The 15,447-nt window shown below is 44.0% G+C and carries 11 protein-coding genes; 3 read left to right on the forward strand and 8 right to left on the reverse strand.

What is annotated here, in order from left to right:
* Positions 1-75: 75 nt before the first annotated feature.
* The 4 genes from MHH57_RS22930 to MHH57_RS22945 form a co-directional block, all read right to left on the reverse strand.
* Positions 76-516 (reverse strand): hypothetical protein, encoded by a 441-nt coding sequence (locus MHH57_RS22930; protein ID WP_039271515.1) that lies wholly within the window; start codon positions 514-516, stop codon positions 76-78.
* Between the two features lie 169 nt (positions 517-685).
* The gene (locus MHH57_RS22935; protein ID WP_340886602.1) at positions 686-1,408 is read right to left on the reverse strand and encodes a response regulator transcription factor; all 723 of its coding nucleotides are present in this window, start codon (positions 1,406-1,408) and stop codon (positions 686-688) included.
* Between the two features lie 4 nt (positions 1,409-1,412).
* Positions 1,413-2,573: a sensor histidine kinase gene (locus tag MHH57_RS22940; RefSeq protein WP_013312293.1), complete on the reverse strand. Its 1,161-nt coding sequence runs from the start codon at positions 2,571-2,573 to the stop codon at positions 1,413-1,415.
* 47 nt (positions 2,574-2,620) lie between these two features.
* The gene (locus tag MHH57_RS22945; protein WP_342434574.1) at positions 2,621-5,338 is read right to left on the reverse strand and encodes a stalk domain-containing protein; all 2,718 of its coding nucleotides are present in this window, start codon (positions 5,336-5,338) and stop codon (positions 2,621-2,623) included.
* A 266-nt stretch (positions 5,339-5,604) separates the two neighbouring features.
* On the opposite strand from MHH57_RS22945, the gene MHH57_RS22950 reads away from it, so the two are divergent.
* The 3 genes from MHH57_RS22950 to MHH57_RS22960 are packed head-to-tail and all read left to right on the forward strand — an operon-like array spanning position 5,605 to position 11,085.
* The gene (locus MHH57_RS22950) at positions 5,605-7,014 is read left to right on the forward strand and encodes an efflux RND transporter periplasmic adaptor subunit (RefSeq protein ID WP_029514596.1); all 1,410 of its coding nucleotides are present in this window, start codon (positions 5,605-5,607) and stop codon (positions 7,012-7,014) included.
* Positions 7,011-10,127 (forward strand): efflux RND transporter permease subunit, encoded by a 3,117-nt coding sequence (locus MHH57_RS22955; protein WP_342434575.1) that lies wholly within the window; start codon positions 7,011-7,013, stop codon positions 10,125-10,127. The genes MHH57_RS22950 and MHH57_RS22955 overlap by 4 nt, the downstream gene beginning before the upstream one ends.
* Positions 10,128-10,182: 55 nt before the next feature.
* Positions 10,183-11,085, forward strand: a complete 903-nt coding sequence (locus MHH57_RS22960; protein WP_342434576.1) for a helix-turn-helix domain-containing protein — start codon at positions 10,183-10,185, stop codon at positions 11,083-11,085.
* 129 nt (positions 11,086-11,214) lie between these two features.
* Here the strand turns inward: MHH57_RS22960 and metK are convergent, their stop codons facing one another.
* The 4 genes from metK to MHH57_RS22980 all read right to left on the reverse strand — a co-directional run bounded on the left by metK (position 11,215) and on the right by MHH57_RS22980 (position 15,348).
* A complete protein-coding gene (gene metK, locus MHH57_RS22965; protein ID WP_013312298.1) occupies positions 11,215-12,417 on the reverse strand; it encodes a methionine adenosyltransferase in 1,203 nt (400 codons plus the stop codon).
* A gap of 331 nt (positions 12,418-12,748) precedes the next feature.
* Positions 12,749-13,039 carry an alpha/beta-type small acid-soluble spore protein gene (locus MHH57_RS22970; RefSeq protein WP_341162923.1) on the reverse strand — a complete coding sequence of 97 codons (291 nt, stop codon included), beginning with the start codon at positions 13,037-13,039 and terminating at the stop codon, positions 12,749-12,751.
* Positions 13,040-13,182: 143 nt separating this feature from the next.
* A complete protein-coding gene (locus MHH57_RS22975) occupies positions 13,183-13,761 on the reverse strand; it encodes a hypothetical protein (RefSeq protein WP_341162922.1) in 579 nt (192 codons plus the stop codon).
* A 45-nt stretch (positions 13,762-13,806) separates the two neighbouring features.
* Positions 13,807-15,348: a stalk domain-containing protein gene (locus MHH57_RS22980; protein WP_341162921.1), complete on the reverse strand. Its 1,542-nt coding sequence runs from the start codon at positions 15,346-15,348 to the stop codon at positions 13,807-13,809.
* Between the last annotated feature and the right edge of the window lie 99 nt (positions 15,349-15,447).

Below are 15,447 nucleotides of genomic sequence, written 5' to 3' on the forward strand. Positions count from 1 at the left end.
CTATTGTCTTGCCTATACAACTGTTTATAAACATTTATATCCGATTTTGACCACGATGTCCACAATCCCCTGTCGCTAAGGAACAAGCGGGGCGTCCGCCAACGACTTGACTGTTCTAAGATCAATAACAACCTGCTTTTCACCGCCTGACTTCGGTAAAACCGGGTTCCCCGGTGAAAAACGACTTGAAATGACTGAAACATCCATATGACTATAGCGCACTAGCCGTGTCAGAATCGGTAGCGTATCGTCCATAGATTCATCATCCAGTACCGTCACATGTAGCGGCCTCCGGTGCAGCCAGGCAAGTATGTTCAACGAACGCATCACCCATTCCACACGATCTCCGTCATTGGACGTAATCACAATATAGCGAATCGCGCGATGACCTGAAGATATCGCGCATGAATCTTCGCCATTGTGATAAGCCTGAACCGCCTGTCGTATATACATAAGATGCACGACAGCGGCCCCCACACCGTATATAAGCAATATCCAAACCAAGTGAGCCGTCACGAGGGTTCCACCTCCTCCTATAGCGACAATATATGCCGTATAACAGGAAGAGGTGTCACGGTTATGTACTGGGTTTCTGTATGAGCGGACATATCGCCCGGAGTGAAAGGCGGTACAGCATTCATATCTATTAGCAGCTGCATCGTCTAATGCATGAAAAAACTACACTTTACAGCGTAACCCATCCATATTTGATTGAGTTAATAACCGCTTGTGTACGGTCATCAACCTCCATTTTTTGCAAAATACTGCTGACATGGTTTTTGACCGTTTTCTCACTAATGAATAAATATTCACCGATCATCTTGTTGCTCTTACCTTCAGCCATCAGACGCAATACTTCAGCTTCACGACGGGTCAATGGATTATTCTCACCTGCGACAAACTTCACGCCGGCTTCCTTCGTATGACCTTCAGCCATAGCCCCTGTTTCATTCAAGTAGGTCATCCGGCGGAGTTGCTGAATGAGCTTACCTGTTACCTTCGGATGGATAAACGCATAGCCTTCATGAACCGAACGAATAGCATTAATGAGGGACTCGGCCTCCATATCCTTTAACAGATAACCATTGGCTCCCTTGCGCAACGTCTCAAATACATAGCTTTCATCATCATGAATGGATAAAATGATCACTTTGACATCTGGGAACATCTCACGCAGTTTTTCGGTTGCCTCTACACCATTTTCGATTGGCATATTAATGTCCATCAGAACAATATCCGGTTTCTCTACGTTACAGAATTCCAACACTTGAATACCATCGCCACATTCTCCGATGACCTCAATGTCGTCCTCCATATTCAAAATACGTTTAAGTCCTTCACGGAACAACTGATGATCGTCCGCTAAGAGAACTTTGATGGGTGTATTGCTAATTTCCTGATTTTCCATGTTGTTACTCCTTTCCCTTTTCCACGTTGGTTGGGATATGAATCACTATCTTGGTGCCTTGATTCTCAGCTGATTCGATCTCCATTCTCCCCTCGAGCAGTTCAACCCTTTCCCGCATACCAATCAGACCAAAATGCCCATGATCTTTGCTTTTTTGCTGAAAAAGCTCTGGCTTAAAGCCCAAACCATTATCCTGCACCACGATTTTTACAAGCTGCGCCTGATAGGTAATCTCAACAAGCACATAGGTAGGATAAGCATGCTTGGCAGCATTGGTCAAAGCTTCCTGGATCAGACGGTAAATGGCTGCTTCCATCGCGGAAGAGAGACGGTGTTCCTTGCCCCTTGTTTCAAAAAGCGATCTAATCTTCGTTTTTTCTTCAAAATCCTGCACATATTTCCGGAGCGTCGGAATAAGTCCCAGGTCATCCAGGGCCATAGGACGCAAATTGAAAATGACCTTTCGCATTTCCTCAAGACTGGAGCGAACCTGTTTCTTCAAGTCTACTATTTCGTCCTGAACCATCTTAAATTCCTGCTTGGCGATCATTCTTTCTACAATTTCCGTCCTAAGCACTAGATGCGCAAGGAGCTGCGCAGGTCCATCGTGAATTTCACGAGATATGCGTTTGCGCTCCTCTTCCTGAGCCAAAATAATTTTCAGACCAATAAACTGCCGGTTTTTAGCCGATTCGATGATCCGCGTCACTTGTCCCAATTCGCCCGACAAATATTCCAGCACGACTCCCATCTGCGAACCGATGGTTTCGGCGCGCTCGACAGAAGCCTCAACACTTTTGGCCCGCTTTTGAAGATCATCTCTTCTGGCTTTGAGATACATTTCCTTCTCGCGGAAAATCATCACATCGAGTTGAAGCTGTGTTGCCTTCTCATAAGCCTGCTTGATATCCTCTTCCGAATAGCGAACGAAGTCACGGCTGACCTCAGTCAACCGAATGCGGGACCGCCGATAGTTCATTTCCAGCTGGTCCACCTTTTCGATCGTTTCTGCTGTTTCCTTCAAGACGCTCTGGAGCTCCTGATTTAACGTGACCAGCTCGGTCCGGGCCGTGTCCAATATTTCGAACATCTGATATTTGCTGTTCTCCATCACCTGGATGGCATTTTTAATGACTCGGTCTATGATATCGGCTTGAAAGTCCACAAATGTTCTACTCCAATCCTAGCATTTCAAGTATATATCATACCATATCATGATTGAAGGGTGATGGTCTTCGTTTCTTGTTCCCATTTTACAGTCATTCCTAACTGCTCAGACACGAGTCTCAACGGGACTAAAGTCCTACCCCCTAGCACAACGGGTGCAACATCAGTACTTTGACGCTTCCCGTTCAGAACAACTTCTTTTTTCCCTACGATCAAATCCATCAGCACACCACCGCGCATAACGGTGATCCGTTGATCGCCCGCATTCCATTTGGCTTGTCCGCCAAATGCGTCCAGCACATACTTAATCGGAACATACGTTGAACCATCGCGAGTCATCGGAGCTGCATCAATTGTTGTAGGTGTTCCGTTTACTGTCATTGATTTTTGTCCGATCGTCATTTGAGCTGTTCCCTTTTTAAGTCCTTCTGTGCCGACCGTTCCCGGTGTATTAAAAGAAATATTATCAAAAGCAACATTGCCTGTTTTAGCACGCTCGTCCTGACCTTCCGCCACATTGACCACATAAAGACGTTTCAGCTTCGCTGGATACGAAATATTCAAACCGCTCATATCTGCATTAATGGTTTTCCAACCGTTCCAGTCGATCACTTTAGCGAGATCAATATATGCTGTTTTGCCTTGGGCATCCTCTAGCTCCGCACGCAGCCAGTTCAGACTCTTATCCCCTCTGACATCAATTGAGATGGAAGTAGCCGCCTGTTCAAGCGTTTTCCCGGACGTGCCGTTCAATTGGGCGTAAGCATACATTTTACCACTGCCATTTGTCATATCGTAGTTCAGTTCCAGCACTTTGGAATTGGCATGGTCGCCATCTCCTTGTACAACAGCCACTGTGCCGGTAACACCTTCCACATTCGAAGTAAAATCAATCGGATACGAAACATTTTCGAAGTTCTCCCAATTGTTCGTACTTGCTCCGCCAGCAGACAAGAAGACGACAGCGCTGAAACCATCATAGCGACCGATGGCATAGCCCGTTTTCACGCCTGCATCCACCGTATTTACTGTAAGTTGATTGTCCTTAACGCTTCCCTTAAAGCCAATGAACTCCCATTTGAGCGCATCTGACGTAATGCTGACACTCTGTCCATCTTTTGTCTTTGCCGTTACCGGTACAGCGATTTTAGCTCCAGCGGTAAGCGAGCCAGTTCCACTTCCTGCGGTGAGTGATGAAATTTCATCTGCTCCAAGCACGGTGACCTTAGTTGTAGCGCTGGCTGAGCCACTGGATGCCGTTAAAGTAGCCGTTCCCGGTTTGGCTCCCTTCACAACGCCGCCGCTCACTGACACAACAGCCGGGTTGCTGGACTTCCACGTCACTTGTACTTTTGAGGTATCGAATGGATTGTAGTAGTTGTCATAGCCTTTGAAGGAATAGCTTCCGGTCTGACCAATCAGCAGCGTTTTATTGCCCTTGATGGTGAAACCTTTGAGCGTTCCTTTAGGAGCATTGGTATATACCCCCACTCCATTTACGATACTACGTTGCTCTGTACCATATTCCGTATTGAACGTAAGTCCCGCTGTCGTATCTCCCAAATCACGAGTCACCATGGTCGTAGAACCGCCCCCATCGAGGTTCATACCCTTCCAGACGCCAATATCTTTCATCAGCGTTTGCAGCTCGCTCAGGGATACACCAACGCTGTTCCCATTCTTCTCAACGGCAATGACATAAGCGTAACGCTTGTCACGGGAATATCCTAAAGCTGTACGCGCACGCGTCCCGCCTATGCTTGTTGTGCTCCGGGAAAAAGAGGTTTTCTGACCGTCATTTACTAATATGGTATGTCCACCAATCATCATCTGAAGGTTGGAAGGATCTACTTCACTCCCTGTCGATTTAACACGAAGGCGATAGCTCGTTTCTACGGTCTGTCCCACGGTCAGATGCGCTTTGGCATAATCAGCCGCTTTACCGTGAGTACGTAAAATATAGCCATCCTGCGGAACGGTCATATTCAATGTAGCATTGTCGGAGACTTGCGTAACCACACCATTTTGTACCAATACCTCGGTAGGCGTTGTCGAACTGTTTTTGGGCCGCTCAATTGCTTTCCAAGCAGATGTATAAATATACATAGCATTAGAGTGACTATAACTGCCCCCACTCGTCTCAGGCGAATACGAAGCCTTGTTCATCCCCGCCAAAGAGAAAGACGACCCGTCTCCAGCTTTTACTGTTCCTTCAAAAGTAAACTGCTCCACCATCGGAGAACCATCTCTGGTTACAGCAAAGGCATACATGCCCGTTAAATCAGATGGAGTAGACATCAACACACCCTTGGATACTTGTCCACCGATCGGAGCTCCCTCGCTTGAGGTATTAAAATAATCCCCGTTTACACCAGCAACCGCTCCAGTCTCTTTTGCCATGCCGCCTGTGCTCTGCCGGGTCGTAAACTGTCCATTCTTCCCCGTCATGACATCCAGCTTAACGTACGGATTTTGCAAGTCTACTCGAATGATATCAGCCAGTGCTGTTCCTTTGGACCCTTTAAAACGATATTTCAATAATGTTGCACCCGAAGTAATGATCTCTTCTCCCAATTTTACAGTTGAACCAGAGGCTGCACTTGCGATTGGAGCAGACATCCAGCCATTCAAGGGGATTAGAGCCCCAGTTCCAGCAACTGGACCGACCCATAATACCCCTGCCAGTGTTAACACGGCCCATCTTTTAGCGATTCCTCTGCCATTAACTTTCACTTCACTCTGTTTCTTATTACTTAAAAACATTTGGATAATAGCTCCCATCTTCAATGTATTTAAACGGTTTTGTTCCGCGCATGTACTCTATCAATAAACAAAAAAATCCTCTTATGTTAATAGACTTATTATATAGGCAAAAGTTACGAAAGTCCCGTCAACTAATTCATAAAATCTAAAACGATGAATTGACGAATGCAATATCGGCGCACTATAATACATTTGAACTTGTTAGTTCAAATAATACTGATTAGTTCACTTCTCTAATTATGACCCTATCGGAAGGATTGATAATCATGAATAAACAACGGGCCATCATCATATCTACTTTATCCCTGTGCATCGCAATGACCGGATGTTCTACAGAAAAAAAAGATGCCGCTCTAGGTTCATCTGTACAGCCAACCGTTGTGCGGACCGCAATCGTCAAATCAACGCCACTTCATACTGCCTATAACTTGTCAGGCACTCTTCAAGCCTATGAAGAACGTACACTGGCTTTTCAGAACGGAGGTATCGTCGCTAGCGCAGAAATCACTACCGGGACGGCTGTACAGAAAGGTACAACCATTGCCCGTCTAGATGACGCTGACTATAGACTGCAGGTTGCACAGGCGACAGCCTCTATTCAAGAGGCCTTGGCCGGTATAGATAACGCACAGGCTAATTTACAGGCTGCTACCTCCGCGATTCAATCCGCCGATGCCGGCATTACAGGAGCTCGCGCGAATGTTAACAAGGTCAATAAAGGCGCACGTGCTCAAGAGAAACAACAAGCGCAAGCTACTGTAGATAAGGCACAAAGCGCTTATAACAAGGCCAAGACGGATAGCGAGCGCACACAGAAGCTGTTTGAGGCAGGCGCTGCTACCGCATCAGATAATGAAAATGCTCACCTGAATGCTACCGCAGCCCTGAAAGACTTGGAACAAGCCAAGGAATCCCTGTCCCTTTTGCTGGAAGGGGCCACAGCCGAAGATCATCAATCCGCCCAAGCTTCCTTTCAAGATGCGCTTGCAGGTAAAAGCAAAGCCCTAGCGGCCAGTGAACAGGCTGTGGCTTCCCAAAAACAAGCCCATGCCAACTACGAAAAAGCCCTTGTTGCCAAGGGGCAGGCAGAACTTGCACTTTCACGCACACGTCTAATCTCTCCTGTGAACGGTGTAATCTTAGAAAAAATCGTGAATACAGGTGATTTGGTCGCGTCAGGGCAAGCCGTCTATCGCATAGGCACCATCGACCGCCTCAAAGTACTACTTCCTGTACCAGACAGTGAAATTAAGGATTGGAAAAAGGGTCAACAAGTAGAAGTGGCGCTCTATGAAGAGACCCGTCAAGGTACGGTGTCTAACGTCTATCCTTCAACCAGCACCGACACAGGAAGGGTTAACGTAGAGATTGTTATAAACAATCCACAGCGAGACTGGTTACCCGGTCAGGTCATTAAAGCTGCTCAACAGGTGACCGACAAGAATGGGATTCTCGTTCCTGCCGAAGCAGTCATTAACACGGGAAGCAAGCCTTTTATTTTCAAAGACATTCAAGGAAAAGCTGTTAAAACCCCTGTGGAGCTTGGTAATCAGGTTGTAGATAATCAGTTGCAAATCGTATCGGGACTTCGTGAAGGCGAACGTATTATCGTTAAAGGGGCAGAAAACCTGTTTGATGGAAATGCGATTCAGTCGGAGGAAGGCGGACGCCCATGATTGAGTACATCGTAAAAAAACGAAAAATTACATTGCTGTTTTTTGTCATGCTGATTTTGGTCGGAATCTTCGGCTTTTTCCAGTTACCACAGCAGGAAATGCCGGATGTCACCATACAGAATGCTATGGTAACAACAGTCTACCCTGGTGCTTCACCACAAAAAGTAGAAGAAACCGTAACTAAAGAGCTGGAGAAACGCATTAAGGAAGTTGAAGGTGTTAAAACGATTAGTTCGACTTCTGGTAACGGATTCTCCTCTATTTTAATCGAATCCAAAAACGGAGTTGATCCTCAAACGGTTTGGGATGATATGCGTAAAAAAGTGCAAGATGCACAAGCTGATCTTCCTCAAGGCGTTGAAGTACCTGTTGTAAATGACAAACTAACCAGCTCTTTTATCGGCTCCTATACCCTGACGGCTGACTCTTCCACACCGCTGTATAAACTAAATGATTTAACAACGACTTGGAAAGATCAGCTCAATACCATTTCTGGCGTATCTAGCGTCAAATTCAATGGTCTCCCTGATCAAGAAGTACGTGTCCATATTGACAATCAGAAACTTCAGCAATACCAGCTTTCGTGGGGACAAGTGGCTCAAGCGATTCAGGCTCAAATTGATCGGGTCCCTACTGGTAATATTGAATACAACGGACGTACCTATCAACTTATTGTTCGCGAGACCGAAAAAGCTGATGAATTGAATCAGGTCCTTTTGACACGCACCAAAGAGGGTAATCCTGTTTATTTGAGAGATATCGGCATAACGGAGCTGGCCCATCCTAATACAGAATACTTTGCCTATGTAGAGGGTAAACCGGCCATTACGTTAAGTATTGGAGCAGAAACAGGCACAGACATCCCTTCTATGAGCGAAAAGGTCAATACCAAGCTCAAAGAACTGGAAAAAACACTCCCCGCAGGTGTTCACTTTCAAACTCTTTTTGCACAAAAGGATCAGGTAAGCCATATCTTTGACGACTTAAAGCGTGAAACGATTCTTGCGATTGTGGCCGTTATTCTCGTTTGTATGTTGGGGCTGAATTTGCTCACCTCTGCATTTGTTGCACTGGCCATTCCTATTTCGGTTTCGATTGCCATTATCTTTTTGCCTATGTTCGGCATCACTCTAAATCAGATTTCCGTTGTCGGTCTGATCATCGTACTCGGCATACTCGTGGATGATGCCGTAGTTGTAAATGATAATATTGAGCGTAGACTTACGGAATTAGGAGAATCACCCTCAGTCGCAGCTGTAAAAGGTACCAAAGAGGTCATGCTTTCTATTTTGGTTGCAACTCTGGCTACTATCTCAGCTTTCGCGCCATTGTTGTTTCTTCCTGGAAATGTAGGTGCCTTTATTAAACCTATTCCTGCTATTGTCTCCCTAACCATGCTTGCCTCTATGATCATGTCGCTCACCATCATCCCTATTTTTCGAGAATGGTATGAGAAGCGCAGACAGGCTCGTCACCCTCAGGGTAAGTCTAAACCAGCAGGCTTGCTCGGCCAGCAGATTCATTCTTTAAACAAGCTCTATTCACAAAAACTGATGCCTAAGGTTATTCAGCGTCCCTTGTTGACAGCCATGGTCGGACTCATGCTTGGAACAGCCGCCTATGGATTAGTTCCCTTTACCTCAGTTGAACTTTTTCCTGAGTCGGAAGATCCTCATGTCGCACTAAATGTAAAAATGCCTGTAGGCACTTCAATTGCGGAAACCGACCAGGTCGTTAAAGACCTTGCAGGCTGGGTGAAAAAGCAACCTGAAACTTCCAAGGTCGTCTACAGCGCTGGAGGGACTGCCCCACAACTGTTTAGTGACATTAATAGTTCGGGTGGAAATATTAGTTATAACGAAACGGTGGGGCAGATTGCTGTCGTCGGCAAAGAAAACGTATTCGATCTCAATACGACAGTTGATGCTTGGGAACAACATGTTAAGAAATCCTACCCTGGAGTTACAGTTACGATGTATGTTCCTCGTCTCGGGATTCCAGTGGGTAAGCCCGTTTCTATTCGTATCTCAGGTCAGGATCTGAATGAACTGCAAACTCTTGCCCAAAAAGCAAAGGAGCAGATCGCGACAGTAGAGGGCACAACAGGCATCGTGGATGATATAGGAATTGAACGATATGCACTGGAGCTTGAGGTCAACAAACAAGCGATGGATCAATACCTGGTAAGTTACACAGATTTGACTCGCACCCTGCTTCTATTAAAAGAAGGAGCCCAAGTCAGCCAATTTGATACTGGAAACAGTCTGGTAGATATTAAAATGTATTTGAATCACAGCGACGAGGAGCCAAGTAAGCTTTTCCAACAATTAAGTGTAGTTAATGCAGCTGGTAAGCAAATTCCATTAAACCAGCTTGTCCAGATTAAACCGTCATTTGCTATTCAGCAAATCAAGCATTACAATATGGAGCGGACGATTACGGTGGAAGCCGATTTGAACGGACGAACTGCAAGCGAAGCGATGGTTGATGTTGAAGGTAAGCTGGCGCAAATGAAGTTCCCAGAAGGCTACAAATGGGAGGTTGGTGGGGAAACCTCTGACCAATCGACCATATTCAAGGACTTAGGACAGCTGGCGATCGTTGTAGTCTTGCTCATTTTACTCTTGATTACTATGCAATTTTATTCCCTCTCCATTCCTATTATTATTATGACGACCGTGTACCTGGCAGCAGCCGGCGGGATTATTGGTATTTTCTTGACCGGTATGCCTATTGGTTTTATGAGCATCATGGGAATTATTGCACTCGCGGGCATTGTTGTGCGGAATGGGATTGTGTTAATTGAATTTATCGAGGATGCACGACATGAAGGAATGGAATTAAAGGAAGCCGTAATACAGGCGGCCGCTGCTCGCTTCAGACCGATTTTATTGACATCTTTGGCAGCTATTGTAGGTATGATTCCATTAGCACTATTGGGAAGCCTGCTCTTTAAGCCACTGGCGTTTACCGTCATTTTCGGTTTGTTATTCTCGACCTTGTTAACCTTGTTTGTCGTACCGTCCTTGTATATGATCATGGCCAAGTACAAGATGCGCCGTCAACTCAAAAAACAGCAGCACACAGTTATCACACGTGACCAACCTTTGTGATGTATGAAGTGAATTCGATGCTGTCGAGTTGGCCGGTCCCTAGGGGGAAGTATGTATGGAAAGTAAAAAAAATGATATTTTACAGGCGGCCATTCGGCTGTTCTCCAGAAAAGGCTATTATTCAACATCTGTTGAAGAAATAGCCAAAGAAAGTGGGATGGCGAAAGCATCCTTCTATAAATATTTTCAAGGAAAAGAAGAACTCCCTCTAGAAATGTGTATCATTCTGGAAAATAACATTGAACAAGACATCCGGGCTCTCTACAGCAAACCTAATCTTTCTAAGCACGATAAACTGCACGGTTTTATTGTACTTTACTTGAAAAATCTCGTTGAAAACAAAGTGTATCTCATGATGGATCTTCCTGAGCCTTCCATGCTTATTTTTCAGAATGAACAACTCAATTACGCATTCGAGAATCATGAATACAAATTGTACAAATGGGTTCGCGACTGCCTGATTGATATTTTTGGACCGAGCATTGAAGATCATGCATGGGATATGACCTTTGTACTTAAAAGCATTGTGTTTGAATATATTCGCTTCTTTGCCGATCGGATGAATGATGAAACGATTGAACATCTAACACAGTTTATTATCTTCTTATCCAGTTCCTTGGCAACCAGCCTGAACAATGCTGATTCAGCTCCACATTTGTTCTGGAGCAAGCACGGCTGGTTACCTGAAAGTGCTCTAAGTAACCCCTTTGACCAAGGCCGTCAAATTAACAGCCTTCTCCACTCCTTGGAAGACAGTATACTGCTGTCTTCGTGGAGTTCAGAGGAGAAACAGGAGTGTCAGCAAATCTACGCTCATTTAAAGGAAGAGGCTCTGAAATCGAACCCTCAAAAAGGCCTCCTGAAAGCCCTTTTTGCGTATTTGGAGCAGTACAAGGAACTGCAAAAGGTTTGTCGTTTACTTAAAAATTTATTGGACCATGCACCGATATCCGAGTAGTCACTCAGTATTCGGTACTTCGGTGCAAATTCATACTTAACAGCGAAACACATCAAAAAAAGACTGTTCATGCAAAGCATGAAACAGTCTTTTTGGGTTATTGCTTTTATTTTGATAATATACGAGGAATTACAGCCCCGCTTGTTCTTTTAGAATTTCAGCTTTATCTACGCTCTCCCATGGTACATCCAAATCTGTACGGCCAAAGTGACCGTAGGCAGCAGTTTGCTTATAAATTGGACGACGCAGATCCAACATGCGAATGATGCCTGTTGGGCGCAGATCAAAGTTATTTCGGATCAATTCAACTAGCTTCTCATCGCTTACTTTACCCGTACCGTATGTATCGACGTTAATCGAAACAGGCGTAGCTACACCAATGGCATAAGCAAGCTGAATTTCCACTTTGTCTGCCAATCCAGCTGCCACGAGGTTTTTCGCTACATAACGAGCAGCGTAAGCAGCGGAACGGTCCACCTTGGTCGGATCTTTACCGGAGAATGCTCCCCCGCCGTGACGCGCATAACCACCATACGTGTCCACAATAATTTTACGGCCTGTCAGACCTGCATCTCCTTGAGGGCCACCGATAACAAAGCGTCCTGTTGGATTAATGTAATATTTGGTTTGCTCATCCAGTAATTCGGCAGGAACAACTGGCAAAATAACCTTTTCTTTGATATCTGCTTGAATTTGCTCCAAAGTAGTATCTTCCGCATGCTGCGTAGAAACCACAATAGCATCAATACGAACAGGTTTACCATTTTCATACTCTACCGTTACTTGAGTTTTCCCGTCTGGACGAAGATAATTCAGTGTTCCATCCTTACGTACTTCAGACAAACGTCGTGCAATACGGTGAGACATAGCGATAGGCAAAGGCATCAACTCAGGTGTCTCGTTCGTAGCAAAACCAAACATCAATCCTTGATCCCCAGCCCCAATGTTTTCCGTTTCTTTATCTACTTCAGCAGGATCACGGCTTTCCAAGGCAGCATTAACCCCTTGAGCAATGTCCGGCGACTGTTCATTCAAAGAAGTCAATACAGCGCAAGTATTATAGTCGAAACCGTATTTCGCACGTGTATAGCCAATTTCCTTAATCGTATTACGTACAATGGATGGAATATCCACGTATTCCGATTTGGAGCTGATTTCACCAATGACGAGAACGAGACCAGTAGCTACCGATACTTCACATGCTACCCGTGCATTAGGGTCATTAGCCAGAAAGGCGTCCAATACAGCATCGGATATCTGATCACAGATTTTATCCGGATGGCCTTCTGTTACAGACTCGGACGTGAACAAATGGCGGCCTTTTACAGACATGAATTTCAACCTCCCACAATTAAAATACATGAGGATTTATTAAAAAATCCTGACATGGCAATGGCATTATTCAGATACCTTCAAGCTAACAAATGGCGGAAGATATCTTGTTACCTTATTAATAAAAAATGAACCTTTTCCGGTAGGAAAAGGTTGCGTACAAGCCTCAAATGCCATGATATCCTATTTAAAACAAGGTGTCAATTCGTGCAGCCCAATTACAACATTCGAAATTGAGGTAAGTTTACATACAAATCATTTTCGATTCACATGTAAATAACCCTAGTCTATACGCTACTATATAATCAAAAACTTAGAAAATTATTGCTATTTACAATGTACCAAATTCAGATAAGCTACGTTCAGCAGATTGTATCAGTCGCTTAGTAATTTCACCACCAACTGAACCGTTCTGTCTTGAAGTCAAATCACGCCATGCTACATTTTGGCCCCCCGAAAACTCCCCCAATTCTGCAGCAAATTCACTGTCAGCATTGGGATGTATATGAGTATATTGAGGATTATAAACTGGTAGCCCAAACTCAGCAGCGATCTCATACTTCAAATCATCTAACCTGGCACGGCTTTCGGGAATTAATCGTCTTTGACCTCTTGACGCCATCGTATACACCCTCCACTAAACATATTGTCTTTCATGGGGTTAGTGTGTAGCGATTAGGTTCAATTTAGCCAAGAACAATTTACTATCCCAAGCAGTATTTAAGAAAAAGAGCCCACCGAAAGCAGCTTATATACAAAAACAGTTTACTGAACAGTGTAACCGCCTCGTACCATAACGACCAGACCAAACTTCTGACCTTCTTTTACTTGAATACCTCTTCCTTCTCTAGGAAAGGATAATAAATGATTTTTTTCGACAGCCTGATTATGGAAAATTTCCGTTCCAGAAGTAATATCAATAGCACCACTGGTATCCATACTATACACAACAGCATAACCATTTCGTAAAATAAACTCTGACCCTGCTTTGGCAATCAGTTTTTGGCCAGGCTTTACATCAACTACTTTTAAAGCCTCTGTCTGCTCTGGTGTGGAAGTTTTTCCTGCACCAGAAGCTCCTGACGCTGTTGTGTTAGAAGTAGCGTTTGTTGTTGGAGTAGTCGAACTAGTCGTTTTACTACTCGTATTACTTGCTGGTGTTCCACCTTTGATGGCCTGAGCAATTTTTTGGTCAACATAGCTTTTGGTTACGACTGGATCATCAGCTGTACCAGGTTGTCCAGAACTGGAGGCACCATCAACTGAATTGTTCATTAAGGAACCAGCAACAATTCCTCCTCCAAGTAAAACAGCAGCCAATGATACTTTATAGCGTGATTTCATGAAGTCCTCCTACAGCAGGTTATAGCAAGTATAGTTAAGTTTTAATTATTGTGCGCTAGCTCCAGAAGAACCCTGCATAGCCCAAGGCTTATCAAAAGCCAACTTCAAAGTATCAATATTTGTAACTATATCTTCGGCCTGTTGCTCAGCAGTAGTGACTTTCAAATTAGCTTCATAAACCTGAAGCTCTGTAGCCAACCCAACATCAAATTGCTTCTTAGCCATATCAGCCGCACTTCTAGCACTCACCAAGCCAGCTTGAATCTGTGAATATTGGCTTTCCAATGCTTTGATGTTGTTGTAGATTGTTCTTACTGCTTCTTCGAGTTGTCTTTTTGTACCCTCTGTTGCATACTGAGCTTTCTCAACATTAAGCTGTTCGGCTTCGTAAGGTGTGTTACCTGGCGTACTAAAATTGTAAAGCTTCAAGCTCAATTCAGCCAAATCCACTTTTTGCTCACTCAGCCAAATAGCCGTGCTGCTGGTAAGTACTTGGCTTACTTTAGTTTCCACATTATCTTTAAACTCAGAATATACAGGTTTATCCTTTAATTCATAACGTTGCTCTGGTTTGTAACCAATCACTTGGTTCAAAGATACATATGCACTATCTAGATCTTTTTTTGCCTTCTCTAAAGCAGCTTGATTTTGAGTCAACTGATTAGTTGCTTGCGTAACCTCATAATCACTCGACATTTGATTATCTCTTTTAATTTGTGCAACTTTCAGCTTGCGCTCAGCATCTTCAATATTCAATGCAGCCAGTTTAACGGCATTCTGCTTTTGAAGAAGCTTATTGTAAAGATCCTTCACATTGTACTCAATGCCTTCTTTGGTCATATCCAAGTTCTTTTTAGCAGCCTCATAATTAAGGTTCGTTTGAGCATAACCTTTAAAAGCTTTGTCTTGTGCTTCATCACCTGCTTCTGCTGGAACAAAGTTAATATCCTTGCCAGCTTCTTTCATGATTTTTCCGGCTTGATCGATATTCGTTGCTGCTGTTTTAACTGAAGTACTATCAGCTATGGCCAGTTTAACTGCATCATCATAAGTCAAAGAATCATTATAATAGGTATCATAAGTAACTTTGGTCACAGGAGCTGTGAGAGGCTTACTGGATAAACTATTGGTTTGATCAACAGTAGTAGTATTACCATTAGCTTGATTGGAAATGGTCACTGTTCGTGTAGCCTGATCCCAATTTACTTTGGCGCCTAATGATTGGCTCACAAAACGTAAAGGAACGAGTACTTGACCCTTTTGAATTTGAGTAGCTGCATCAAGCTGTACAGGATTACTATTTTTATAAGCAAGTTTAGAACCAACATTTAAAGTTAACGTATCGTCATTTTTAGATGCTGTCACTTTTTTAGCTTTGCTGTCCCAATCGACTTTCGCACCCAAGCTTTCGAAAACTCCACGCAGAGGCACCAAGGTTGTATTTTGACTAACAACCGGGGACTGGGTATATTGCTGAGTTACGCCGTTAATAATAACCTTTATATCACCTGGTTGAGCTCCTGCAAGACTGGCGAACGCAGAAGAAAGAACCAGTGTGGACAGTACTGCCACTCCAAAACGTTTCATAATTTCTCTCCTTTGTCAATAAGACTAATAAAAGAAAAGGGCTCCAAAAGGAACCCTCTTCTCATCTAATTCAGTTAACTCAAAAGAGTTGCTCTTAAA

The sequence above is a fragment of the Paenibacillus sp. FSL H7-0442 genome (genome assembly GCF_038593105.1).
Lineage (GTDB): Bacteria > Bacillota > Bacilli > Paenibacillales > Paenibacillaceae > Paenibacillus > Paenibacillus polymyxa_D.